The organism is Hymenobacter swuensis DY53 (assembly GCF_000576555.1).
In the GTDB taxonomy this organism is placed as follows: Bacteria; Bacteroidota; Bacteroidia; order Cytophagales; family Hymenobacteraceae; genus Hymenobacter; species Hymenobacter swuensis.
Map to the genome: position 1 here is coordinate 4446302 of NZ_CP007145.1, position 25636 is coordinate 4471937.

15 protein-coding genes are annotated in these 25636 nt (G+C 63.1%); 2 read left to right on the forward strand and 13 right to left on the reverse strand.

Annotation, left to right across the window (positions count from 1 at the left end):
* Positions 1-137 precede the first annotated feature (137 nt).
* The 12 genes from HSW_RS20405 to uxuA all read right to left on the reverse strand — a co-directional run bounded on the left by HSW_RS20405 (position 138) and on the right by uxuA (position 22379).
* A complete protein-coding gene (locus tag HSW_RS20405) occupies positions 138-2675 on the reverse strand; it encodes a glycosyl hydrolase 115 family protein (protein WP_155833084.1) in 2538 nt (845 codons plus the stop codon).
* 138 nt (positions 2676-2813) lie between these two features.
* On the reverse strand, positions 2814-3911 hold the full coding sequence (locus HSW_RS20410) for an endo-1,4-beta-xylanase (protein WP_394332378.1): 1098 nt from the start codon (positions 3909-3911) through the stop codon (positions 2814-2816).
* A 41-nt stretch (positions 3912-3952) separates the two neighbouring features.
* Positions 3953-5641, reverse strand: a complete 1689-nt coding sequence (locus tag HSW_RS20415; protein ID WP_044003573.1) for a sodium/sugar symporter — start codon at positions 5639-5641, stop codon at positions 3953-3955.
* Between the two features lie 286 nt (positions 5642-5927).
* Positions 5928-7259 carry a xylose isomerase gene (xylA, locus tag HSW_RS20420; RefSeq protein WP_044003575.1) on the reverse strand — a complete coding sequence of 444 codons (1332 nt, stop codon included), beginning with the start codon at positions 7257-7259 and terminating at the stop codon, positions 5928-5930.
* The gene (locus HSW_RS20425; protein WP_052346689.1) at positions 7237-8775 is read right to left on the reverse strand and encodes a xylulokinase; all 1539 of its coding nucleotides are present in this window, start codon (positions 8773-8775) and stop codon (positions 7237-7239) included. Before HSW_RS20425 ends, xylA begins: the two co-directional genes overlap by 23 nt.
* A gap of 20 nt (positions 8776-8795) precedes the next feature.
* Positions 8796-11009 carry a glycoside hydrolase family 3 N-terminal domain-containing protein gene (locus HSW_RS20430; RefSeq protein WP_231501328.1) on the reverse strand — a complete coding sequence of 738 codons (2214 nt, stop codon included), beginning with the start codon at positions 11007-11009 and terminating at the stop codon, positions 8796-8798.
* 24 nt (positions 11010-11033) lie between these two features.
* On the reverse strand, positions 11034-13025 hold the full coding sequence (locus HSW_RS20435; RefSeq protein ID WP_081768527.1) for a sialate O-acetylesterase: 1992 nt from the start codon (positions 13023-13025) through the stop codon (positions 11034-11036).
* A 98-nt stretch (positions 13026-13123) separates the two neighbouring features.
* The gene (locus tag HSW_RS20440; RefSeq protein ID WP_044003576.1) at positions 13124-14890 is read right to left on the reverse strand and encodes a RagB/SusD family nutrient uptake outer membrane protein; all 1767 of its coding nucleotides are present in this window, start codon (positions 14888-14890) and stop codon (positions 13124-13126) included.
* 43 nt (positions 14891-14933) lie between these two features.
* Positions 14934-18092 carry a SusC/RagA family TonB-linked outer membrane protein gene (locus HSW_RS20445; RefSeq protein WP_052346690.1) on the reverse strand — a complete coding sequence of 1053 codons (3159 nt, stop codon included), beginning with the start codon at positions 18090-18092 and terminating at the stop codon, positions 14934-14936.
* Between the two features lie 57 nt (positions 18093-18149).
* Positions 18150-18962, reverse strand: coding sequence for an SDR family NAD(P)-dependent oxidoreductase (locus tag HSW_RS20450; protein ID WP_081768528.1), 813 nt, complete (start codon positions 18960-18962; stop codon positions 18150-18152).
* A 30-nt stretch (positions 18963-18992) separates the two neighbouring features.
* Positions 18993-21095 (reverse strand): alpha-glucuronidase family glycosyl hydrolase, encoded by a 2103-nt coding sequence (locus HSW_RS20455; protein ID WP_044003577.1) that lies wholly within the window; start codon positions 21093-21095, stop codon positions 18993-18995.
* A 33-nt stretch (positions 21096-21128) separates the two neighbouring features.
* A complete protein-coding gene (gene uxuA / locus HSW_RS20460) occupies positions 21129-22379 on the reverse strand; it encodes a mannonate dehydratase (RefSeq protein WP_044003578.1) in 1251 nt (416 codons plus the stop codon).
* Positions 22380-22717: 338 nt separating this feature from the next.
* Here uxuA and HSW_RS20465 point away from each other — a divergent pair, with 338 nt between their 5' ends.
* The gene (locus HSW_RS20465) at positions 22718-23911 is read left to right on the forward strand and encodes a substrate-binding domain-containing protein (protein ID WP_052346691.1); all 1194 of its coding nucleotides are present in this window, start codon (positions 22718-22720) and stop codon (positions 23909-23911) included.
* Between the two features lie 86 nt (positions 23912-23997).
* Here HSW_RS20465 and HSW_RS20470 read toward each other — a convergent pair whose 3' ends face one another.
* A complete protein-coding gene (locus HSW_RS20470) occupies positions 23998-25053 on the reverse strand; it encodes a glycoside hydrolase family 43 protein (protein WP_394332390.1) in 1056 nt (351 codons plus the stop codon).
* 403 nt (positions 25054-25456) lie between these two features.
* On the opposite strand from HSW_RS20470, the gene HSW_RS24620 reads away from it, so the two are divergent.
* A complete protein-coding gene (locus HSW_RS24620) occupies positions 25457-25633 on the forward strand; it encodes a hypothetical protein (RefSeq protein WP_197031920.1) in 177 nt (58 codons plus the stop codon).
* Positions 25634-25636 lie beyond the last annotated feature (3 nt).

Here is a 25636-nt window from a genome sequence, read left to right on the forward strand (position 1 = left end):
ATGGAGGGTTCAGGTTTGGGGCCGGTCCGGCAGCGGCAAGCCGTCGGGCCGGTTGTCGCAAGCTGATGTTATTACCGAATTGGCCAGATGGCCCACCCGGCAACCGGCCCGACGGCTTGCCGCCGCCGGACCGGGCATTACCGCTTGCCGGTGGGCGGCGGGCCGAGGTAGGTGGCGGGCAGCGGGCCGGTGCTGATGACCAGCTTTTCCAGCACCACGCCGGGGTCCACGCGCCAGAACCGGAGCACATGCTCGCCGGGTTGGGCCAGGGTGTGGGCGGAGGTTTTGAGCAGGATGTTGTCGGCCACGGCTTTTTCCCAGGGGCGGTTGCCGTTGTCGGCTACCAGGCCGGTGTGCAGATTGATGAGCTGGGGCGCTTCGTCATCGATGGATACGGCGTAGCGCAGGCCCGAGCCGCCGGGGAAGTTGAGCGTGGGGGCCATGTAGGCGTGCACCGTCACGGGGCCGGCTTGGGCCAGCGTGAAGCGGTACTCCAGGTGCGGACTGCCGCCGCCCGGGGCCTCCGTAGCCGCCGCCGTCACCGGGAACGTGGTAACGGCCCCGGCCGTGCGGCCCAGGTCGGGCAGGCGCTGCCAGCTGATGCCCCCGGCATTCATGGCCCGACTATAGTTCTCCGCCTCCACCGATACGTACGCGGCCGGAGCCGGCGCAGTGGGCGGCGTAGCGGCGGGGGTGATTGGCTGCGTGAGCGTCTGCACGGCGGGCATGGCGTTCTGCTCGGGTTGCTGCCAGTAAGTGTAGCCGATGTGGGTCTGGTCCATCATGTGGTTCCACTTGCCACCGGCCAGGGCGTGGTAGCGGCGCGTGAGGGCGGCGTCCTGGTCGTAGAGCAATTTGGCTTTGGCGGCCAGCTCGTTGGTGGTGGCCTGCCCAGTTTTGGCGGCTTCCCGGTTCAGGGCCACAGTGTAGTACAGTTCGTTGAGGTTGGCGCAGGCCAGCACCGGGTGCAGCACCAGCTGGAAATAAGCATCCTGAGAGGCGGCTGGCAGCTGCTTTTCGATGGCCTCAGCGCGAGTGCGCAACGCGTTGTACTCCGCTACCACCGCGGCCCACTCGCCAGTGGCCAGGCTATACGTGTTGGCATCGAGCAGCTCGGGCTTGCGGCGGGCGTTGTACTTGGCGTATTTGGCCAGGATGTCGGCAATGGCTTCAGCGTGTTTGTCGTCGAACTGCCGGGCGGCCCACTGCCGGGTGTAGGCGGCCACCTGGTCGGCGCTGATGCGGGCGGGGTTCCAGGCGTAATCAAGGAAGAAGCTGATGGGCAGCTCCATGGGCTTCAAGTCGCCCACGTTTACAATCCAGATCTGGTTGGCTCCGTACTCGTGCGCCAGGTGCATCTGCTCCCAGATGCGCGGCAGCGGATTGGTGTTGACCCACTTGTAGTTGCGCGGGCCGCCCACGTAGTCGAAGTGGTAGTAGATGCCGTAGCCGCCGGCCCGGGGCTTTTCGCCGGGTTTGGGCAGCTTGCGCAGGTTGCCCCAGTTGTCGTCGCAGAGCAGCAGCGTCACGTCGTCGGGCACGCGCATGCCCCGGTCGTAGTAATCCTGCACTTCTTTATAGAGGGCCCAGAGCTGAGGCGTCTGGGTGGCGGGCTTCCCGGTCACGTCCCCGATGATGCGGCGCTGGTCGGCCACAATCTTCTCCAGCAGGGCAATGTTGCTGTCCTCGCTCATGGGCTCGTCGCCGTCGCCGCGCATGCCCACCGTCACGATGCTCTCGTGGGTGCCCATGTTCACGATGCCCTGCCGCCAGAAGTCCTGGAGCGTTTTTTCGTTGGTCTGGTAGTTCCAGGAGCCTTTGCCGAAGCGTTTCCACTCCTGCTGGGCGCGTAGCATGGGCTCGTGGTGGGAAGTGCCCATCACAATGCCGTACTCGTCGGCCAGAACGGGGCTTTGCTTGTCGTCATCGTTGAAGGCGTTGCCCCACATGGCGGGCCAGAGGTAGTTGCCCTTCAGGCGCAGCAGCAACTCAAACACGTGCCCGTACATCTTGGAGTTGATGCCGCCGAACTTCTCCTTCGCCCAGCCGCTGAGGGCCGGGGCCTCGTCGTTGAGAAAGATGCCCCGGTATTTCACCTGCGGCTCGCCCTGGCTGTGGCGACCAGCGGCCACATGCAGCGCCTTCTGCGGCTTAGTCGGCACATCGGCCCACCAGTACCACGGCGACACCCCCATCTGTTGCGACACGTCATAGATGCCGTAGATGGTGCCGCGCTTGTCACTGCCCGCAATAACGAGGGCCCGCGCCACGCCCGGCAGCGGCTTTTCCACCACCTGCACCACGAAGGTTTCCCACTTGCCGGCCAGGCCCGCCGCGTCCAGCTTGCCGGCCTGCACCAGCCCGTCAATCAGCGGGCTTTTGCCCAGCGTGCCAATCAGCACCACTTCCGGGCCGGCCGGCACATTATCGATTGTGAATGTGGGCGTAGTTTTGGTTACGCGGTTGATATCGGCCTGCAAATCCCGGGCGGCGCGCAGCACGCCGGGCCAGTCCTGAGCACTGGCGTAGAGCGGGGCCGCTTTACCGGAAACGGCCAGCGGAAAGCTGCCGCTGCTCTTTTTGGCGGAAATGTACGCGGCAGGCTGGGCGGCAGCGGAGCCGGTCAGCAGCAACAGGAGCAGCAGGCTCAGCAGCGCGGAACGGTGGAAGGGCATGGGCATGGGGCGGGTGGGTTCAATCTGTCATCCTGAGCGGAGCGAAGGATCTTATCACGCTGGAACAACGTTTTCAGCAGTAAAGCAGACGTGATAAGGTCCTTCGCTCCGCTCAGGATGACAGGTGGGAAATCAGCTTTAGAACTGCACGACTTCCCAGAAAGCCTGCTTGGGCTGCTGGTTCTGGTCGAATAGCAAGGGGTAGTTTTTGCGGCCGGCCACGGGGTAGGTGTCCAGCCAGGAGTACTTGTCCGACACGTTCCAGAACGTGACGCCGGTGAGCACTTTTTTATAGTCGCGGAATACGCGGAAGAACATCTTGTACTGGGCTGCCTGCTGCCGGGCCAGCTCCGGTGTGTAAGCATCCGATTCGTCGGGGCGCTTGGCGCGGCGGTCCTTTTCCCAGGGGTAGATGGACACGTCGAGCTCGGTAATCTGCACTTTCAGACCCAGGGAGGCGTACTGGTCGAGGGCGGCGCGCAGCTCCGGTTCGGTGGGCTCCTGCAACGACCAGTGGCCCTGCAGCCCCACGCCGTCAATCGGCACCTTGGCGTCTTTGAGCTGCTTGAGCAGCTTAAAGATTCGCTCCCGTTTTTCGGGCCGCTCGGTATTATAGTCGTTGTAGAAGAGCTGGGCTTTCGGGTCGGCCTCGTGGGCGTACTCGAAGGCTTTGGCAATAAACTCGTCGCCGCAGATCTGGTACCACTCCGAGTTGCGCAGAAACTCCTGGGGGTTGTCGGCAATGGCCTCGTTTACCACGTCCCAGGCGTAGATTTTGCCCTGGTAGCGCTTCACCACCGTGAAAATATGGTCGTGCAGGCGCTTAAGCAGCACGTCCTTGCTCACGCGGGAGCCGTCGGCGTTTTTGAACAGCCACCGGGGCGTCTGCTCGTGCCAGAGCAGGTTGTGGCCCCGCACCCGCAGCTTGTTGGCTTGGGCGAAGTCCACAATGGCGTCGGCATCGGCCCAGAAGTAGCGGTTTTCCTCCGGATGAAGCGGGCCCATTTTCATGGCGTTTTCCGGCGTCACGCTGTTGAACTGCTGTTTAATCAGCGCGGCTTCGGGGCCTTGCAGCTGGGCCCGGCCCACGGCCACCCCCACCGGGAAATAGTCCTTGTAGTAGTCTTTAAGGCCTTTTTTGGGCGCGGCGGTTTGCTGGCTACTAAGCACGGCAAAGCCCGCCAGCAGCAGACCGGCCGTAGCCAGTCTGCGCCGGGAAGCAAAGAAAGTTTTCACAATGGAAAGGGGTTAGCCCGCTGGGACGCGCCCCGTACCGGTTACCAGTACACGGTATACAGCACGGTGAGCAGAACCATGATGGTCATGGCCCCGATGGCAAAGCCGCGGGTGGTTTTGAACATGCTCCGGTCAACTTCCAGGCCGTTGGTTTGCACCCCGCGGCTGGTTTCGAACAGACTAATCAGCACCATCATGACCACGCAGATGATGAACACGAAGCCCATCCGGTCGAGGAAGGGGATTTCGTAGACGCCGGGCGCGTTGGGCACGGCAAACCCGAAGGGGGCCAGGAAGGAGAGGTTGGCGAAAGTGGGCAGGAACTTGAGCAGCACCGACAGCAAAAAGCCGCCGATGGTGGCGAACAGGGCCGCCGTGGAAGTCGTTTTCTTCCAGAAGAAGCCCAGGATGAACATGGCAAAAATGCCCGGCGACACGAAGCCCGTGTACTCCTGAATGTACTGGAAGCCGCCTTTTTTGTCGATGCCCAGGTGAGGGGCAATCAGCACGCCCAGAATCATGGCCACTACCACGGCAATCTTGCCCACGTTCACCAGCTTCTTCTCCGAGGCCCCGGGATTCAGGACTTTCTGGTAGATATCGAGGGTGAAGATGGTGGCAATGCTGTTGGCCTTGCCGGCCAGCGAGGCCACTACGGCCGCCGTGAGGGCGGCAAACGACAGACCTTTCAGGCCCACCGGCAGAATGTTGAGCAGCACCGGGTAGGCGCGGTCGGGGTTCAGGTCAGCGCCCGAGCCAAACTCGGCGGCCCCGAACACATCCGCCTTGAAAAGCACGTAGGCCGCAATGCCGGGCAGCACCACAATGAGGGGCATCAGCAGCTTCAGGAAGGCGGCAAACAGCAGCCCGCCGCGGGCGGTGGGCAAATCGGCGCCCAGGGCGCGCTGGGTAATGTACTGGTTGCAGCCCCAGTAGTTCAGGTTCACAATCCACATGCCGCCCAGCAGCACCGTGAGGCCGGGCAGGTCGATGTAGTTCTCGTTGTCGCGCTTGAAGATCATCTGGAAATGGTCGCCGGCCTGGTCGGTCATCAGGTTGAAGCCCGCCAGCACGCCCGATTGGCCGTAGTGGTCGGCCACCATGTTCAGGGCCAGGTAGGTGGTAGCCAAACCGCCCAGAATCAGGAAAAACACCTGAATCACATCGGTAAAGCCGATTACCTTCATGCCGCCCAGCGTGATAATCACCGCGAACAAGGCCAGGGCGTAGAGGCAGAACTCCAGGTTGAGGCCGGCAATGCTGCTGATGGCAATGGCCCCGAGGTAGAGGATCGACGTCAGGTTCACCACGATGTACAAGGCCAGCCAGAACACGGCCATAATCATGGCCACGGTACCGTTGTAGCGCTGGCTCAGGAATTGCGGCATCGTGAAGATTTTGTTCTTCAGGTACACCGGAATAAAGAACACGGCCACGATGATAAGCGTGAGGGCTGCCATCCACTCGTAGGTGGCAATGGCCAGGCCCATCTTGAAGCCCGAGCCCGACATGCCCACGAACTGCTCGGCCGAGATGTTGGAGGCAATCAGCGAGGAGCCGATGGCCCACCACGTGAGCGAACCTTCGGCCAGGAAATAGTCTTTGGAGTCGCCCTCGGCCGTGCCGTCGTGACCGGTTTTGCGGCGGTAGATCCAGATACCGTATCCCGAGACGATCAGGAAGTAGGTGAAAAAGACGACGTAGTCGAGAGTCGCGAGTTGGTGTTCCATTGAAACGAGTTGCAGACTGGCCCGAGGGCCGCAAGTGGGAAACGGGGGGAATACTGCCTCCAAGCTACGGCCTGGGAACCGGCCAACAAACATTCCCGACTGATCTTTCGCCCCGGGTTCCCACGCCCTTCGCCAGACCAGCCGGGTTTGTTTGATTGTTAGGAGAAATCAAGAACGTCATTCCGAACGGAGTGAGGAATCTCGCGTGCTGACGTTAGATTATCATTCCAATGTCAGCACGCGAGATGCTTCGGCAAGCTCAGCATGACGTTCTTGATTTCCCCTCTTAGATGTACTGATTGATGATGGCTTCCAGCCATTCCTGCTTACCGCTGCGCATGGTCGGCTCGCCGGCCTCGTGGGCTATGCGGCGCAGATCTTCCAGGGTGAGCTGGCCCTTCTCGAAGGCGGCACCGGCCCCGGCGTCGAAGGAGGCGTAGCGCTCGGTGCGGAACTTGCGGTAGCTGGATTTCTCCAGGATGTTGTCGGCCGTTACCAAAGCGCGGGCGAAGGTGTCCATGCCGGCAATGTGGGCAATGAAGATGTCCTCCAGGTCGGTGGAGTTGCGGCGGGTTTTGGCGTCGAAGTTGATACCCCCGGGCTTGATGCCGCCGTGCTCCAGAATGATGAGCATCGACTCGGTCAGCTCGTTGAGGTTGTTGGGGAACTGGTCGGTGTCCCAGCCGTTCTGGTAGTCGCCACGGTTGGCGTCCATCGAGCCCAGCATGCCGGCATCGGCGGCTACCTGCAATTCGTGCTGGAAGGTGTGGCCGGCCAAAGTGGCGTGGTTTACCTCCAGGTTCAGCATGAAGTCGTCCTGCAGGCCGTACTCCTTCAGGAAGCCGATGACGGTGGCCGCGTCGAAATCGTACTGGTGCTTGGTAGGCTCAGCCGGCTTGGGCTCGATGAAGAACTTGCCCGTGAAGCCCTGCTTGCGGGCGTAGTCGCGGGCCATGGTCAGGAAGCGGCCCATGTGCTCCAACTCGCGCTTCATGTTGGTGTTGAGCAGGGTCATGTAGCCCTCACGGCCACCCCAGAACACGTAGTTTTCGCCGCTGAGGGCAATGGTGGCGTCAATAGCGTTCAGCACCTGGGTGCCGGCGTGGGCCAGTACCTGGAAGTCGGGGTTGGTGCTGGCGCCGTTCATGTAGCGCGGGTTCGAAAACACGTTGGCCGTGCCCCAGAGCAGCTTCACGCCGCTTTCCTGCTGGTGCTGCTTGGCGTACTCCACAATGGAGTGCAGGTTGTGCTCGTACTCGCGCAGGGAGCTGCCCTCGTCCACCAGGTCGATGTCGTGGAAGCAGTAGTAGGGCGTACCCAGCTTGGTGAAGAACTCGAAGGCGGCGTCCATCTTGTCCTGGGCGCGGCCCAGAATGTCGCCCTGGGCGTCCCAGGCAAACTGCTTGGTGCCGGGGCCGAACGGGTCGCCGCCGGTGCCGGTGAAGGTATGCCAGTACGACACGGCGAAGCGTAGGTGCTCCTCCATGGTTTTGCCGGCTACCACGCGGTTCCTATCGTACCACTTAAACGCCAGCGGGTTGTCCGACTCGCGCCCCTCGTACTGAATGGGGCTGATGCCGGTGAAGAATTCGGTCTTAGAAAGCGTGTTGCGTGACATGCGTCGGGAGGTTGGAGGATGAAATAGTTGATGCGTGTAGTTGGTGCTGCAGGGCCTGCTGCCAGCCGGCGTAGGCGGCCTCGTACTGCGGCTGCAAAGCCGGGTCGGGCGTTTCGGTGAGCAGGCATTCGAGCCCGCCGAAGGCTTCGGCCACCGAGGCGTAGATGCCCGCGCCCACGCCGGCCCCGCGGGCCGCGCCCTGGGCCGCGTCGGTGTTGTAAAGCTCCAGGGTGAGGTTGCCGGTATTCACGAAGGCCTCGCGAAACACCGGGCTTAGGAACATGTTGGCGTTGCCGGCCCGCACGGTGTGCACCGCCACGCCCATGTCGCGCATGATGCCCAGGCCGTACATGAGGGCAAACACGATGCCCTCCTGGGCGGCGCGCAGCAGGTGGGCGCGGGAGTGCACGTTCAGGTTCAGACCCAGCAGGGCCGCCTCGGCGGGCTGGTTGGCCAGAATCCGTTCGGCCCCGTTGCCGAAGGGCAGGAACACCAGCCCCTCCGCTCCTACCGGGGCTTCGGCAGCCAGCCGGTTCATTTCGTCGTAGGGCAAATCACCCACCATCCGGCGCAGCCAGCTGTTGAGGATGCCGGTGCCGTTCATGCACATGAGCACGCCGTTGCGGGGCTGCCCGGGGGTGCTGTTCACGTGCACAAAGGCATTCACCCGCGACTGCGCATCAGAAGCCGGGGCTTCCGTGATGCCGTAGATGACGCCCGAAGTACCGGCCGTGGCGGCTATTTCGCCGGGCTGCAGCACGTTCAGGGAAAAGGCGTTGTTGGGCTGGTCGCCAGCGCGGTAGCTCACGGGCGTGCCGGCTGCCAGACCCAGCGGGCGGGCGGCGTCCTCGCTCAGGCGGCCCTGCACCGAAAACGTATCCACCACCTCGGGCAATAGTTCCGGGCTGATGCCGTAATAGTCGAGCAGCTCCTGGGCCAGGGCCTGGTTCTTGAAATCCCAGAACACGCCCTCCGACAGCCCCGACACGGTGGTCTGGAGCTGGCCCGTCAGCTTGAAGGCAATGTAGTCGCCGGGGAGCTGGATTTTGTGGATTTGCGCGTACACCGCCGGCTCGTTGTCCTGCACCCACTTGAGCTTGGAGGCCGTGAAGTTGCCGGGCGAGTTCAGGAAATGCTCAAGGCAATGCGCTTCGCCTAACTCAGCAAAAGCCTGGTTGCCCAGCTCCACCGCCCGGCTGTCGCACCAGATGATGGCGGGACGCAGCACCTGGCCCTGGGCATCGATCAGCACCAACCCGTGCATCTGGTAGGTGATGCCGATGGCGGCCACCTGCGCCCCCTCGAAGCCGTAGGTATCCTGGAGTTGGCGGGTGGCGTTGATGATTTCCTGCCACCACCGCTCGGGGCGCTGCTCGGCCCAGCCCGGCTGGGGCACGTCCATGCCCATTTCGGTGGTGGGCGTGGTGGCCGCCGCCACGCAGCGGCCGGTGGCCGCGTCGAGTAAGGAGGCTTTGATGGAAGAGCTACCGATATCGTAGCCGAGAAGGTATTTCATAGGGTAAGGAAGAACTGGCATTAGCGAATGGCGAGAACTGCCTGCGCGGCCGGGCTGGCACCCAGTACCGTACTCCGCGCGCCCGGCAGCGCGCCGCCCACCCAGACTGTAACGGCCCCGGCGGCCGGCACCGATTTGCCCTGTTCGTCAATCAGGGCCAGCTCGGCGGGCGTGAGCGTGAAGCGCACGGTGGTGCTGGCGCCCGGCTGCAACAGCACGCGGCGGAAGTTTTTGAGGGCGTAGAGCGGCACCTGCCGGTCCGGGCGCGGCGGGTGCGTCAGGTAGAGCTGCACTACTTCCTCGCCGGCCATTTTACCGGTGTTGCGCACGGTGGCCTCTACCTCCACGGACTGGTTGCGGGCCGCCTTCTTAGGCAGCTTCAGGTTGGAATACTCGAATTTGGCGTAGCTCAGGCCGTAGCCGAAGGGGTACATCGGCTCCTGGGCCATGTAGCGGTAAGTGCGGCCGGCCATGCTATAGTTTTCGTAGGCTGGCAGCTGGTCGAGGCTTTTGGGGAAGGTGATGGGCAGCTTGCCTGAGGGCGACACCTTGCCGAATACCACGTCGGCAATGGCGTTGCCGCCTTCCTCGCCGGGGTACCAGGCCAGCACCACGGCGTCGCAGAGCTCGTGTACCTCGCTCAGGTTCATGGGCGAGCCGCCGGTGATGATGGCCACAATGGGCTTGGGGTTCTTTTCGCGCAGCTTGCGCAGGAAATCCAGCTGGTTCTGGGGCAGGTTGTAGTCGAGCCGGTCGCCGAACGAAGGGGAAGCAATAGATTCGCCTTCCTCCCCTTCCAGCAGCCCGTTGATGCCCAGCACCACGAAGGTGGCATCTACCCCGCGCGCCGTGCCGCTCACCCAGTCAACGCCGTTCTGGTTGGGCCGGTCGAGCAGGGCGCCGGGGCGGTACTGCACCTGGCTGGCGGGGCTTACGCCGCCTACCAGGCCTTCCAGCACGGTTTTCATTTCCGGGTTCACGCCGTAGTAGTTGCCCAGCAGCGCATCGAGGTTGGCGGCGTTGGGGCCGGTCACGAAGTACTTGGCCAGGTCGTTGCGCAGCGGCAGCACGCCGTTGTTCTTGAGCAGCACAATCGACTTCTGGGCCGCTTCGCGGGCCAAAGCACGGTGCGCGGGGCTGTTGATGACGGCGGGTGTAAGCTTATCGAACGGCGTGCTACCCTGCGGATCGAACAGACCCAGCCGGAACTTGGTGCGCAGCAGCACGGCCAGGGAACTGTCGATTTTCGCTTCGGTGGTGAGGCCTTTCTGCACGGCTTCGGGCAGGAAGGGGTACACGCTGCCGCAGTTCAGGTTCACGCCCCGCTCCAGCGCCAACGCGGCGGCTTCGGCGGGCGTTTTTACCACTTTGTGGCCCTGGTAGAAGTCCACCAGCGCCCAGCAGTCGGACACCACGTGGCCCCGGAAGCCCCACTGCTTGCGCAGCACATCCTGCAGCAGGTACTGGTTACCGCAGCACGGCTCGCCGTTGGTGGCGTTGTAGGCGCACATCACGGCTTCTACCTTGGCATCGACGAGCTGTTTGAACGCGGGCAGGTAGGTCTCCTGTAAGTCCTGGGGCGAGGCCACGGCGTTAAACTCGTGACGCAGTTTCTCGGGGCCGCTGTGCACGGCGAAGTGCTTGGCGCAGGCGGCGGTTTTGAGGTAGCGCGGGTCGTTGCCCTGCAATCCCTGCACGAAGGCCACGCCCAGGCGGCCGGTGAGGGTAGGGTCTTCGCCGTAGGTTTCCTGACCCCGGCCCCAGCGCGGGTCGCGGAAGATGTTGATGTTGGGCGTCCAGAACGTGAGGCCGCTGTACTGCTGGCGGTAGCCCTTGGCCACGGCCGCGTTGTACATGGCCCGCGCCTCGTCGGAAATGGCCGTGGACACGCGCAATGCTAGGTCCTCATCAAACGTGGCTCCCAGCCCAATGGCCTGCGGAAACACGGTGGCCGCGCCCGCCCGGCCTACGCCGTGCAGGGCCTCGTTCCACCAGTTGTAGGCCGGAATGTCCAGCCGCCCGATGGCTTGGCTGTTGTACATCATCTGGTCGGCCTTTTCCGCCAGCGTGAGCCGGCCCAGCAAGTCCTGCACCCGCACATTCAGCGGCTGGCTGGGGTCGAGGTAGCGCACCGGGGCCGCCGCGGGCTGGGCATACGCCGCAAACCGCAGCCCCAGCAGCATGGCCACACTTACCAGACGTTTCCTGCACAACTGCGGAGCGAAAAAGGACATGAGAGAAGGAGTATAAATGAAGCGTTACCGGCGGCCTGTGGCCCCGGCGGCCGGGTCGGGCTCGGTAGAGAAGGGTGAGGCGGGCAGGCCTTCCCGGTTGTAGAGGTTGGCGCCTTCGGGGTTATCGGCCCAGGCGTAGCGCACCACGGCAGGCACGGGCACCTTGTTGCTCCAGACCACCACTTTCTTACCCTCAATCCGGGCCTCGGCCCACACGAATTTCTTGTCGGGACCGGCCACGGCGAAGCCCTTGAGCGAGCCGCCGCCCTTGGCCACCAAACCGCCCCCGATACTGCCGAAGCTGAGGCTGGCTTTGTTGCCGGTTACCTGCATTTCCTGGTACAGAGGGCCCGAGGAAACCACTTTGGCGTCGCCGTAGGCTACTTTTTGGGCGGCCAGGGCCAGGCGGTGGCCGGGAGTCTGCTTATCCAGGGGGTGAATGTCGTTCCACTCGCCGACGTCGGTAATTACGGCCATGCCGGTGTGGGGTACGGCCAGGGTGCGGCGCTGGGCGTCGCGCACGGCGGCCCAGCCACTCTCGCCAGGCTCCGGCTTCACGGCCATGAAGTTGGCCAGCTGCACGTACAAGAAGGGCAGCTTGGGCTGCTGGAAATAAGTGCGCCAATCGGCAATCAGGCTGGTCATGAGGGCCTGGTAGTCCTGGGGGCGGCCAGTGTTGCTTTCGCCCTGGTACCAGAGCACACCCTTGATGGCGTAGGGCAGCACGGGTGCAATCATGCCGTTGAACAGGCCGCCGGGCTGGTACTGAAACGTGGTGGTGCCGGGCGTGGGCGGCATGGTAGCGCCCAGCTTGTACTGCCAGGGCCCGCGCAAATCCAGCGTCTGGCCGCCGGCCGTGAGCTGGTAGTTCTTATCCAGCGTAAAGCCGCCGCGCCCGCCGTTGCTGATGAGGCGCACCGTTACCACGTTCTTGCCCGCCTTCAGCACGCCGGGCTTCACCTCGTACTTGCGGGGCGGATACTGGTAGCCGGTAGTGCCCACCAGCTGCCCGTTGATGTAGGTGGAGTCGGCATCGACCAGCGTACCCAACTCCAGGCGGGCGGGCTGCCCTGCCATGGCGGCGGGCACGTCCACTTCCTTACGGAACCAGACCACGCCGTTCACGGGGCCGAGGGGCGTCTGGCCGGCCCAGTAGCCGGGCACGCTCATGGTGGCCCAGGCGCTGGCGTCGTAGCCGGGGGCTGACCATTTCGGCTGGCCCGGGGCCTCGCCCTGGTCGGTTTGATACAGCTTCCGGTACCAGTCGGCCACGGCGGCGCTTTCACGCTGCCGGGTGCTGGCTACCAGCAGGCTGTCTTTGTATTTGGCACCCTGCTGCTCGTAAGTGGGGAACTGGCGCAGGGCGGCGGCGCTCAGCCAGGCTTCGGCCGGCGAGCCGCCCACGGCGTCCTTGATCAGGCCCACCGGCACCTGGTACTTGGCGTTGATTTCCCGGGCGAAGAAGTAGCCCACGCCCGAGAACTGCAGCACCGTCTGCGGATCGGCCGCCACCCACTTGCCGCCCGTCACATCGGCCCGGGGCTTCTGGAAGGCGTAAGTCAGGGGCACCTCAAACTGCCGGATCTGGGGGTTGGCGGCCGCCGCAATAACGGCCGGGTACTTGTCGCGCAGGCGGCTCATGGGCGTTTCCATGTTCGACTGGCCCGAGAGCAGCCACACGTCACCCACCAGAATATCCTTCACGCTCAACTCGTTGCTGGCCTTAATATTCAACTCGTAGGGGCCGCCCGCCTTCATGGCCGGCAGCGTCACGCGCCATTGCCCATCAGGGCCGGTAGTGGCCTGGTATGTTTTGCCCTGGAAGGCCACGTTCACCTTCTCTCCTTTTGCGGCCCAGCCCCACACGCGCACCGGAGCATCACGCTGAAGCACCATGCCATTGCTTACCAGGCGCGGCAGGCGCACCTGGGCCGTAGCGCCATTGACAGCGGCCAGTAGGCCAGCCGTCAGCAGCGCGGAACGGAACCATGGGATAAGCGGGAGCGAGTGAGGCATCGGAGGGCGGGAAGCGGGTAAGACGAAGAAGCAAAAGCCACGGCACGGCGCTGGGGCCTCCCTCCCGGAGAAAGGAGGCCCCGTTGTCCGAACCGGATTTAGTAGCCGGTATTCTGGGTGATTTTGCCGCTGGTGCGGTCAATTTCCTGCTGCGGAATGGGGCGCAGCACGTGGAAGGCCTGAATGTTGCGGGCCGCGTTGGAGCCGTACTGGTCGGTGCCACCGGGGATGGGCGAGGGTTTGGAGCCCACGTAGGCCGGCACGTAGCGCTTCACGCGCTCCACCAGCTTGCCGGTGCGCACCAGGTCGTACCAGCGCGTAAACTCACCGCACAGCTCGCGGGTGCGCTCTTCCAGAATGAAGTCGATGTTGAGCTGCGCAGCCGTAATTTCCATCTGCGCGGTGCGGCCGGGCGCGGCGGCGCGGCGGCGGATGGTATTGATCTGGTTCACGGCCTCAGTGGTACGGCCCAGGTACATATTGGCCTCGGCCGCAATGAGGTAGGTTTCGGCCAGGCGGTAAAAAATCAGCGGCCGGTCAGAGCTGTTGTTGACGGCTGCGCGGGTGGCGTCGTCGTACTTGTTGATGTAGGGCGAGAAGTTGGTGGTGTAGGTGCTGGGCGTGCCCACTACGTAGCGACCGTTAGGACGGCTGTTGATGCGAGCCTGCTCGGCGGCCGTCAGCTCGCGGCCAGCGTACCAGGCGGCCGTGTCGCCTACCACGGCGCGGGGGTTAAAGGCAGTGCCACTGTTGCCACCTATGCCGTTCACCAGCCACAATGTGGAAAACCACTTGGCGTAGCGGGTATCAGTAGTACGCCACTGGCGCGGGGTGGTTTCCGAGGCCAGCTTGTAGGAGTCGAGCAGGTAGGGCGTGGAGCCCAGGCGGCCGAAGGGACGGCCATACTGGATGCTACGGGCCATATTCGGCAGCAGGTCGTAGCGCACCCGGAACAGGAAGTTGGTCTGGTTCTGGCCGGCGCCGCCCGCCCCGTTATCGGAAATGCCCGTGAACACGGGGTCGGCGTTGAACTGCACGTTCATCAGCACCTCTTTGCCGTTTTCATTGCCTTCGGCGAATACCTGGGCCGGGTCGGTTTCCAGGCCCTTGCCGTACTTAGAGGCATCCCGAATCAGCTCTTCGGCAAACTGGGCAGCCTTGGTGTAGTCATCGGCGGCACGGGCCGTGGAGGTGGCGCGGGTCAGGTGCACTTTGGCCAGCAGGTGCAGGGCCGTGGCACGCGTTACGCGGCCGGGCTGGGCTGCCGTGTTGGAAATGCCGGTGGTGGGGTTCAGGGCATCGTTCAGGTCAGCTACAATGGCGTTATACACGTCGGCCAGGGGGGCCCGCGCAATGTCCTTGGTGGGCGTATCCACAAATTTGAGCATCAGCGGCACGTCGCCGAAAGACTGCACCAGGTAGAAGTAGTTCCAGGCGCGCAGCACTTTGGTTTCGGCCACAATCTGGTTCACGGCGGCGGGGGCCAGCCCCTGTACCGTACCGGCGTACTGCAGCACCCCGTTGGCGGTGTTGATGTTGCCATAGAAGGCGTTCCAGAGGTTGGTAGCCGTGCCGTTGGTGGAGCTCATCTCGCCCGCGTTGTAGTCCTCGAAGCCGTTGGAGGTGCCGAAGCCGCGCATGAACTCATCGGTACCCTGCGACATGAAGTTGGAGCCGCCTTGGTCGGCGGTGATGTTGCGCAGACCCGAGTACACGCCTATCAGGCCGGCCTGAATGCCGTCGGGGGTACCAAAGAAGCCGGGTACCAGTACCGAGCGGGGGTCTTCCACCAAGGTGTCCTTATCGCAGCTGGTGGCAGCCATGAGCAACGCCAGAGCTGTGCCGGTAAATAGTAGCTTTTTCATAGGAAAAGAGGCGCCGGGGCGCCGGAAGAGTTAAGGGAAGAAATTAGAAGCCCACGTTGATGCCCACGATGAAGGCGCGGGTAGTGGGGTAGTTCACGCCCCGGCCGGCCAGGCCGTTATTCACGCCGCTGTTCAGGTCGCCCTCGGCGAAGGCCACACCATTGTTGACGGAGGTGCTGCCGCTGAAGCGCGTGGAGTACGACAGCGCATCGGGGTCGATGGCCTTGTTGTTTTTGAAGTACTCTTCCGGCGACCAGATCAGCGGGTTCTGCACCTGCACATAGATACGAGCCGTGCTCATCTTGGCCCGACTCACCAAGCTCTGCGGCAGGGTGTAGCCCAGGTCAATGCTGCGCACCTTGATGAAGGTGCCGCTCAGGTAGGCCAATGACTGCGCGTTGGGCACAAAGTCACCGAAGTAGCTCTGGTTGGGCTGCGGGTAGCGGTTATTCGGGGTAGCGGGCGTCCAGTACGGCAGGTTTACCTGGTTGCGACGGCCGCTGTAAGTGGTGAAGTAGGCGGGCGAATACAGCACCGGGTCAATGATGGTGGCGCCCACCCGGGTAAGGGCCACCGCGTTCAGGTCGAAGCCCTTGAAGCGGAAGCGCTGCGTGGTGCCGGCCTCAAACTTGGGCTGGCGCGAGCCGATGATCTGCCGGTCGCCGGCGTCTACCAAGCCGTTGCCGTTCAGGTCCTGAATCTTCACCTGTCCGACTTTGGTGCCGGCTTTGGTAGCCCCGGCAGCCTCATTGGCCTGCCAGATGCCGTCGTATTTGTAATCGTAGAACACGTAGAGCGGCTGGCCAATGAAGCGCTGGTTGCTGATGTCGCTGCGCTGGTTGCCGTTTTCATCCTTGCCCAGGCCCAGGTCCAGCACCTCCTCGCGGTTGCGGGTGAAGTTCCAGTCCGACGACCACTCGAAGCCGCTTTCCGTGCGCACGTTCACCGTGGTCAGGCTCACTTCCAGGCCACGGTTCTGGGTTTTGCCGATGTTGCGCGTAAACGAGCCGTAGCCGCTGGAAGTGGGCAGAGCGTCGGGCAACAGCAGGTCGTTGGTGCGCTGCTGGTACAGCTCCACCGAGCCACTCAAACGGTTGTTGAAGAAGCCGAAATCGAGGCCGAAGTTGGTGGTGCCGGTGTATTCCCAGCCTAGGTTGGGGTTCGGAATGCTGGCCGGGCGCACGCCCGCCACCCCGGTGGCGCCGAAGTTGTAGTAGCCGTTGCCCAGGCCGGTGCCGAGGGAGCCCAGCGTCTGGTAGGGGTTCACGGCGGTGCTGCCAGTGCGACCGTAGCTGGCGCGCAGCTTTAGGCCGCTGATCCAGCCCTGGCTTTGCATAAACGACTCATTGGCCAGGTTCCAGGCCACGGCCGCCGAGGGGAAAGCCCGGTAAATGTTGCTCGACAGGCGCGAGGAGCCATCCACGCGCACCGTAGCCGTGATGGAGTAGCGGTTGTCGTAGGCGTAGTTCAGGCGGCCCATGTAGGAAATGATGTCCCATTTCCCCTCGAAGCTGGTAGCCGAGGTGGGGGTGCCGGTGCCCAGGTTGGAAGCCAGCTGGTAGTTGGCCAGCAGGTTTTGGGCGCCGGTGCCGAAGCCGTCGTTGCGGAAGCCCTGCCAGCTGTAGAGGCCGGTGAAGTTCACATCATGCTTTTCGGCAAACGTGCGGTTATACAGCAGCAGGTTCTCGGCCAGCAGGTTGAACGCAGTATTGGTGGAGCGCCCCGCCGCGCTTTGCTGGTTGCCGCGGATGGTGGTACCGCTGGCGCCGAAGTTCTCGTTGAACTCGGCGCGGGCATCTAAGCCCAGGTTGAAGCGGTAGTCGAGCCCCTTGAGCAGGTTTACCTGGGCATACAGGCTATTGAACGTGCGGATGCGCCGACGCTGGTCCAGGCGGCCGTTCTCGATGTAGTTGGTCAGCGGGTTCGAGTACGCGGTTTCGCCGTCCACGGGGTAGAGTTTGGGCGTGCCATCGGGGTTATAGGGCGTGGCCAGCGGACTAGAGGTCAATATGTTGTACATATTGTTCAGGCCCGGGTCTTTCTGCTGGGTGAAGGTATTGAGCGTGTTCAGACCCACCTTCACCCGCTTGCCGATCTGCTGGTCGAGGGTGCCGCGCAGGGAGTAACGCTTGATGCTCTGCACCGGCACAATGGCCGTTTCGTCGTAGTAGCCCAGCGAAGCCGAGTACTGGGTCTGCTCGGTACCGCCGCTCAGGCCCAGGGCGTGGTTCTGGATGCGGCCGTTCTGGTACAGCAGGTCCTGGTAGTCGAAGTCGCGGCCGGCAGCGAGGTTAGCCTTTTCGTCGTCGGTGAGGAAGCCGGCGGCCGTGTTCGGGTCCAGACCAGCGGCCCGGAAGGCCTCCGAGCGGAAATTGAAGTACTCCTGCCCGTTCTGCAGGTCGTACTGGCCGTAGGCCTTCTTCACACCGTAGTAGGCGCTGTACGTAGCACGCGGGGCGCCGGCCTTGCCGCGCTTGGTAGTAATGAGAATAACGCCGTTGGCGCCACGAGCCCCGTAGATGGCCGTCGAGGAAGCGTCTTTCAGCACTTCCAGGGAGGTAATGTCGTCGGGGTTCAGGTCGTTCAGGCTGCCGTCGAAGGGCACACCATCCACCACCAGCAGCGGGTCGTTGGAGCCGGCGAAGGAGCGGTTGCCCCGGATGCGGATAACCGGGGCCTGCCCGGGGGTGGTATTGGCGCTGCTGATGTTAACGCCCGCCGCCCGGCCCTGCAGGGCCTGCCCGATGTTGGCCACTGGCACATCGCGCAGGGCCTGCTCGTTTACCGACGAAATAGCGCCTGTTACCTGGCTTTTCTTTTGCGTGCCGTAGCCCACTACCTGCACCTCGTTGAGGGCCGTGGTATTGGTAGCCAAACGAATGGCCAGCGAGCTACCGGACACCTGTACCTCCTGGCTGTTGAAGCCAATGGCGCTGATCACCAGCGTGCTGCCCTGAGGCGCTGTCAGAACGAAGCTGCCATCGGCCGCAGTGGAAACGCCGTTGCTGGTTCCCTTCTGAATAATGGTCACGCCCGGCAGACCTTCTCCGGTATCCAGACTGGTAATCTTACCGGAAATTGTCTGCCCCGTTTGGGCAAACGCGCTGCTGGTAAGCAGCAGCGAGCTGGCGAGGGGAAAGCCAACGGCCGTCAGGAGCGGCCAGCTCAGGCCTAGGGCCGTTTTGCGTAGTGGTGTGAACATGGGACTATGGGAATTGGAACTGTGGGAAGTATGCAGGTGGCCCGGTGGGAGCGGACCTTAAAAGCCAATAGAATTGCCGCCATCCACGGGCAGTGAAACCCCGGTGACGTAGCGGGCGGCCTCAGAGGCCAGGAATACGGCGGCGTGGCCAATATCCTGGGGCTGGCCGAACTTGCCCATGGGCGTGCGGCGCATGGCCCGGTCGCGCCGCTCGGGGTCGGAGTTCATGGCGGTGCGGCTCATCTCCGTTTCAATGAAGCCGGGGGCAATGGCGTTGATGCGCACGTTGTCCTTAGAAAACTCCGAGGCCAGCACCTTCACCATGCCCTCCACCGCCGACTTAGAAGCGGCGTAGGCCACCACCCTATCAATGCCATAGTAGGCCGCCATCGAGGAAATCATCAGAATCACGCCGCTTTTGCGGGCCACCATGCGCCGGGCGCAGGCGCGGGTGAGAGCAAACACGGCGTTCAGGTTGGTGTGCAGAATGCGGCTGAAGTCCTCATCCGTCACTTCCAGCGCCGGTTTCTTCATGTTGATGCCGGCGTTGTTCACCAGAATATCCAGCGGCCCGAAGGTGGTTTCGATGTGCGCTACCAACTCTTCCAGCTGGGCCAGGTCGCCCACATCGTTGGTGAGGTAGTGCACCGAGGGGCCGAGGTCGGCCACGGCTTCCTGTAATACAGATTCGCGGCGGCCGGTGATAACCACCGTCGCGCCGGCCACGCTCAGGCAGCGGGCAATTTCGAGGCCGATGCCGGTGCCGCCGCCCGTTACCAGGGCCAGCTTGCCCTCCAGGGAAAACGGGTTGGCCGGAGCCGGCGCGGCCTGTGGGTGAGCAGCGGAAAGAAGCGGATCAGGAGAAACCATACGAAAAAGCGAAGGAAAAGCGGCGGGGAGTTAGCGGAGCTGGTAGATATCCACCAGGGTTTTGATTTCTGGAAGCGTGCGGGTAGGCGGGGCCAGCCCGGGTGGCAACGGGCGCTGGGCAAACGTCTGGAAGTAGAGCACGCAGGCGTCGCGCCACCACTGGGCCTCGCGGTGCTGGATGCGCAGGCGAGCGGCCACGTCGGCGTGCAGGGCCGGGTCGAGGGCCGGTTTGGCCTGCTCCCACTGCCGCTGCATCCACTGCACCGAGTCGGCGCCGGTGTAGTAGCGGGTGGTCAGCTCGTCCCAGAGGGTGCGACCGGTGCTCAACTGCTGCCCCCAGCCCACGTGGTGAAACCAGAGCAGGTAGTCGGGCGGGCAGGTGGCGGGGCTGGCCCAGCGCTGCCGCGCGCCGGGCGCGTACAGCGCTAAGGCATCGGAGCCGGTGGCGGTGCGGTCGAAACCCAGGCCCGCGGCATCGGCTTTGTGGTAGTACACGGCCGTCCAGTCGGGGCGGGCGCTGCGGGCCAGCCAGGGCTCGGGGCCGTAGTGAATATCCTGGCCCATGATGTGGTGCAAACCCAGCGGCGTGGTGTAGCGCACGTAAATGCTGCGCGACTGGTTGAGCACCGGCAGCACGGCGGCCAGCGCGGCGGGCTCCCGGGTCAGGGTCATGCGGGCCCACTCCCGGGCAACGTCCTCAGAGCGCAGGGTGTGGTCCCAGGCCAGCCGCCCGAAGGCGTACCAGTTGGCCTGCCCCACCAAGTGGCCGGTCCAGTTGCGGTCGGAGCCGATGTTGGCCACGCCGGCAATACCGCTGATACTGTGCTTTTCGAGGGAGCCATCCACTACTCTGGCCACCGTGGAGCCGGGTCCCTGGCTATGCGTGTCGGCGTCCAGGCATTCCTTGATGAGTGGGCCGAGGTACACGAGGTGCGTCGCGAAACCCAGGTACTCCTGGGTGAGCTGCACTTCCAGCACCAGCGGCGTGCGCGGCATGGCCCCGAACAGCGGATGAAACGGCTCCCGGGCCTGGAAGTCAATCGGGCCGTTTTTCACCTGCACCAGCACCTTGTCGGCAAACTTGCCATCCAGCGGCTGGAACTCTTCGTAGGCCTGTTTGAACCGGTCGCCACTGCCGGCCTTGTACACGAAGGCACGCCACATCACAATGCCGTCGTGCCCGCCTAGGACCTGGGCCAGCATGTTGGCGCCATCGGCGTGGTTACGGCCGTAGTCTTGGGGGCCGGGCTCGCCCTCGGAGTTGGCCTTCACCAGAAAACCGCCGAAGTCGGGAATGGCCCGGTAGATTTCGTTGGTGCGGGCCTGCCACCAGGCTTTCACCTGCGGATCGAGCGGGTCGGAGGTTTTCAGGCCCCCGATTACCTTGGGCGCTGCCCAGAGTACCGAGAGGTACACCCGCTGGCCGTAGGGGCGCAACACGCCGGCCACGGCCGCCACTTTGCGCAGGTACTCGGGCGTGAGGTAGCGGGCCGAAGCGTTGACGTTATTCAGCACCACCCCATTGAGGCCGATGGAGGCGTTGGCGCGAGCGTAATCCTGGTAGCGTGGGTCAATCCGCTCGGGCAATTCCAGCCACTTCCAGATGCTGGAGCCCGCATAGCCGCGCTCCACGGTCCCATTGGGGTTGTCCCAGTGGTTGAGCATCCGGTACTGAATGCGGGGCTGGCTGCTGAGGTTGAGTTGATCGGGCAGCTGGCCGGTTTGCACTTGCCGCAGCAGGGCAAAGCAGCCGTAGAGCACACCTACCTCGGTAGCGCCGGTAATTTCCAGCGCGCCGTTCTGGCTGCTGATGCGGTAGCCTTCTCGGCCCAGCTCGGGCGCGGCGGCCACCCGCAGCCGGATGGAACCCCTGCCGCCCGGCGCCGCCCCTAACGGCACCGGGCGTCCCAGCAAACCTTGCAGCCCGAGTTGCAGCTCGTGGGCGGCGGTTTGCAAGGTGGGTCCCCCATTTTTATCGACGTTGATGTTCTTGGCCCGCGCCAGCCACGCCTTGCGCAGCCCCTCTTCCGGCAGTTGGTCGTAATTCAGCCACAGACGGTAGCCATCATCGGCCCGCGCCCCGGTTTGGAGCCCGATAATCAGCAGAAGCAGAAGAAAAGACCGGAGCAGCATGGGTGGGAAAGGCAGGAGGCGCGGAAGGAGCGGTTAAACGAAGCGGGTGGCGGTCATATCCCGGTAGTCGGCGGCCACGGGCGGCGCTTCGGCCAAAGCCCGGCGGATGCCCAGCTCCAGGCCCCGCAGCTCGGCCAGCCCCCGCAGCCTTCCGATGGCGGAGTAGCCGGGGTAGGTGCGCTTTTCCAGGTCGTCGAGCATCTGGTGGCCGTGGTCGGGGCGCATGGGCAGGCTGGCCGTTCCCTCGCCATTGGCGGCCCGGCGCAGCTCTTCCTGTACCAGCGCCTGCACCACGGCGTACATGTCTACGTCGCCGGTCAGGTGGTCAGCTTCGTGGAAGTTGCGTGGGTTTTCCTCGCGCTTGGTGGCCCGCAGGTGCACGAAGTGGATGCGGTGGCCCAGCCGCCGCACGATGCCGGCTAGGTCGTTATCGGGGCGCACGCCTAGGGAGCCGGTGCAGAACGTGAGGCCATTAGCGGGCGAATCGTAGGCCTGGAGCAACCCCATCAAGTCGGCCTCGGTGCTCACGATGCGGGGCAGGCCCAGCAGCGGAAACGGCGGGTCGTCGGGGTGGATGCACAGGTTCACGCCCACTTCCTCGGCCACCGGCCCCACTTCCCGCAGGAAGTGGTAGAGGTTTTTGCGCAGCGCGGCGGCGTCAATGGCAGCGTACTCATCCAGCACCCGCTGAAAATCGGCCAACTCAAAGGCTTCCTCCGAGCCGGGCAACCCAAGCAATACGTTATTGGTGAGGCCGGCCACTTCTTCCGCCGACATGGCCGCGAACTGGGCTCGGGCGGCGGCGGCCACGTCAGCCTCGTAGTCGGCCTCCGCGCTGGGGCGGCGCAGAATACATAGGTCAAACACCGCGAAATCCTGCCACACGAAGCGCAGCGCACGGGAGCCGTCGGGCATCTGGTAGCTCAGGTTGGTGCGCGACCAATCCAGCACCGGCATAAAGTTGTAGCACACGGTGCGGATGCCGCAAGCGGCCAGGTTGCGCACTGACTCCTTGTAGTTGGCAATGTACTGCGCCCGCTCGGGACGGCCTTTCTTGATGTCCTCGTGCACCGGCAGGCTTTCCACCACGGCCCAGTGCAAGGGTGCGTACTGCGCGTTGTCGGCCTCAATCAGGTGCTGACGCGCCCGGATTTCTTCCTGGGGCCACACCGCGCCCACGGGCAGCTGGTGCAAAGCCGTAACCACGCCGGCGCAGCCGGCCTGGCGGATGGAGTGAAGCGAAACCGGGTCGTGGGGCCCGAACCAGCGCATGGTGTGCAGCATGGCAAACGCAGGAGTTTGGATTGAAAAAGTTCAATTATACAGCCAGCTCTATCAGCCAGCTACCTGTTTTCATTGCATTCAGCCTGCTGGCAGTTAGCAAGTACTTACTCCCGAAGATAGGAGAACCTAGCCGATAGGTGAAAGCCGTAAAACGGCCTCAGATCGTCATAACTCGACAAAAAATATCGGAAACGTTTTCGAAAACGTTTCCGATAGGTAAATCAGACAGTAGTTTCAGCAAAATATTTTCCGTAGATTATCCAGTAAAACAAAAAAACGGTAGAGCCTTGGGTTTTAGCGAGTATGTGCTCACCTTTGGAATAATTCAATTCCTGGTTATGATCAAATGCACCAAATGCCATCTGGCCGATTCGGTCATGCGGGCGGGCTTCATCCGGGGGCGACAGCGCTACCACTGCAAGGCCTGCAACTACCATTTCACCGACGACAAGGGCGTGGTAGTGCCGGAAAAGAAACGGCGGCAAACCACCATCAGCGACGTGGCGCGGGAGCTGGGCGTGGCTCCTTCCACCGTATCGAGGGCGCTCAATGGCCATTCCGATATCAACATCAACACCCGCCGGGCCATTATGGAGGTGGCGCGCCAGCTTGATTACCAGCCCAACCTGTTGGCCCAGAGCCTGAAAAGCAGCGAGACCAAGACCATCGGGGTGGTAATCCCGGACATTGAACGGCCGTTTTTTGCCACCGCCGTCAGCGGCATTCAGCAGGTGGTGGGCGAGGCCGGCTACCGGGTGATGATCTGCCAGTCAAAGGAGTCCTACGAAATTGAAGTCAGCAACGTGCAGGCCCTCATCGGGAGCCGCGTGGATGGGCTGCTGATCTGTCACTCGCGAGAAACCGAGAATTTCGACCACGTAAAACCGGCCGCCACGCGCGGCATTCCCATTGTACACTTTGATCGGGTGTGCAATGAAGTGGATTCGGCCAAGGTGATTCTCGACGACTGGAACGGGGCCTTCAACGTGACCGAACACCTCATTGAGCAGGGTGCGCGCCACATTGCTATTCTGGCCGGTCCCGAAGGGCTGCTCATCAGCCAGAGCCGGCTGGCGGGCTACCGGAGCGCCTTGCTCAAGCATGGGCTGCCGCTGCGTAACGAACTGCGCGCCCACATCAACTTCCGGCCCGAATCGGCGGTGGCGGCCTTGGATGCCTGGCTGGCCTTACCCGAGCCGCCCGACGCCATTTTCGCCGTCAACTACACCAACGCCTTCGATCTGCTGGTGGCCCTGAAAGCCCGCCACATCCGGGTGCCCGAGGACGTGGCCGTGGTTGGTTTCGGCGACGAGTTCATGGCTTCGATGATTGAGCCCGGCCTGACTACCGTGAACCTGCACCCCTACCGCATCGGGCAGCAGGCGGCGCGGCTGTTTCTGGAGCAGGTGCAGCAGAAGGAGGCCTTCCAGCCCCGCACCTTCGTCATCACCGGCGACTTGGTCATCCGCCAGTCGTCTTTGAAAGGCAAATCCCAGCTTGCCCACGCCGAGTTTTTCAAGCTGGATATCTGAGTATTTGACTGAGGAGTGCAGGCTGTTAGTCAGCAAGAAAAAAGCCCGTTGTGCAGAGCATAACGGGCTTTTTTCTTGCTGACTACTTACGGGTTAATGGTTTCGATGCGGCCGTCGGGGGTACGCCTGAGCTCGGTGACCTTCACGTTGCGCAGCCAGGTTTTGCCCGAAAGCTGGGTGTCGTGGTAGAAGATGTACCACTTGCCGCCGACTTCCACAATGGAGTGGTGGGTGGTCCAGCCTTCCACCGGGTTCATGATGACGCCCTGGTAAGTGAAGGGGCCGTAGGGCGAGGTGCCGGTGGCGTACACCAGCAGGTGGGTGTCGCCGGTGGAATAGGAGAAGTAGTATTTGCCGTCGTACTTGTGCAACCAGCCACCCTCGAAGAAGCGGTGGGTGTTGTCGCCGGAGAGGAAGGGCTTGCCATCCTGCCCCAGAATCTGCACTTCCTTCACGGGCTCCGCGAAGCCCAACATATCGTCGCTGAGGCGGGCCATTTTGGGGCCCAAGGCCGTTTCCTGGGGGCCGGGCTCCTGCAGTTTGGGGTTGCTGGCGTCGTATTTACCGCTGCGCCAGCGCTGCAGCTGCCCGCCCCAGATGCCGCCCATGTACAGGTAAGTTTTACCATCCGTATCGGTAAACACGGCCGGGTCGATGCTGAGGCTGCCTTCCATGGGCTTCGCCTCAGCCTTGAACGGACCGGTAGGCAACTTGCTGGTAGCTACCCCGATGCGGAACACGTCCTGCTTATCCTTGAGCGGAAAGTACAGGTAGTAGGTGCCGTTTTTGTAGGCCGCGTCCGGAGCCCAGAGCTGGCGGCCGGCCCAGGGAATATCCTTCGTATCTAGGGCAACGCCGTGGTCGGTTACCTTACCCCCGATGCTGTCCATCGACAGGATGTGGTAGTCGCGCATGGCGAAATGGTCGCCGTTGTCGTTCTCCGGCATCCCCGTCTCAATGTCGTGCGAGGGGTAGATGTAGATTTTGCCGTTGAACACGTGGGCCGAAGGGTCGGCGGTATAGATGTCCTTGACGAGCGGCTGAGCCAGGTACTTGCGGCCGGTAGAATCGGCAGCCGGCGCGGCAGTTTCGGCGGCGGTGGCCTCGGTGGCGGTGGTCTTGTTCTGGCAGGCACTGAACAAAGCAACAGGCAGCAGGGCCACGGCCGACAGCCGGGAAAAAGCGGAGGCGTTTTTAGGGAACAACAAGGGTGGGAAGTTAGAAAGTGGGCAGACAAGCAGCCGTTCCGGAAAGGCACCGGCCGCAATCAGAAACGGCAGTAGTTCGGCAGGGCCGCTCCAGCGTTGGCAGAACCCCAATAGCCGGAGGTGAAAGACAATGAATGGCGGCCCTGATGGCACCAAATATAGATTCCTCTCGGCCCGGCCGGCGCGCTTTACCGGTACTATTCCCGAAAATAAACTCTGTAAACGTTTGTGGTATGCGCGCGAAAAACGCGGCCCGTCAACCTTTTGTGAACGGTCACAGTACACGCCAATAGGCCCCGAATAGTCGGGAGCCCCGGTTTTACGTTCTCTCCCTGCCATGAATACCGTCCGTTTTCCCCTCTTCGCGGCCCTGCTGGTGCTGCTGACCTTCTCGCTGAGCAGCTGCGACGCCATTGGTACCATCTTCAAAGCCGGGGCCTGGACGGGCATCGTGGGCGTGTTCCTGCTGGTGCTGCTGATCTGGTTTGTGGTGAACCGATTCCGCCGTTCCTAACCT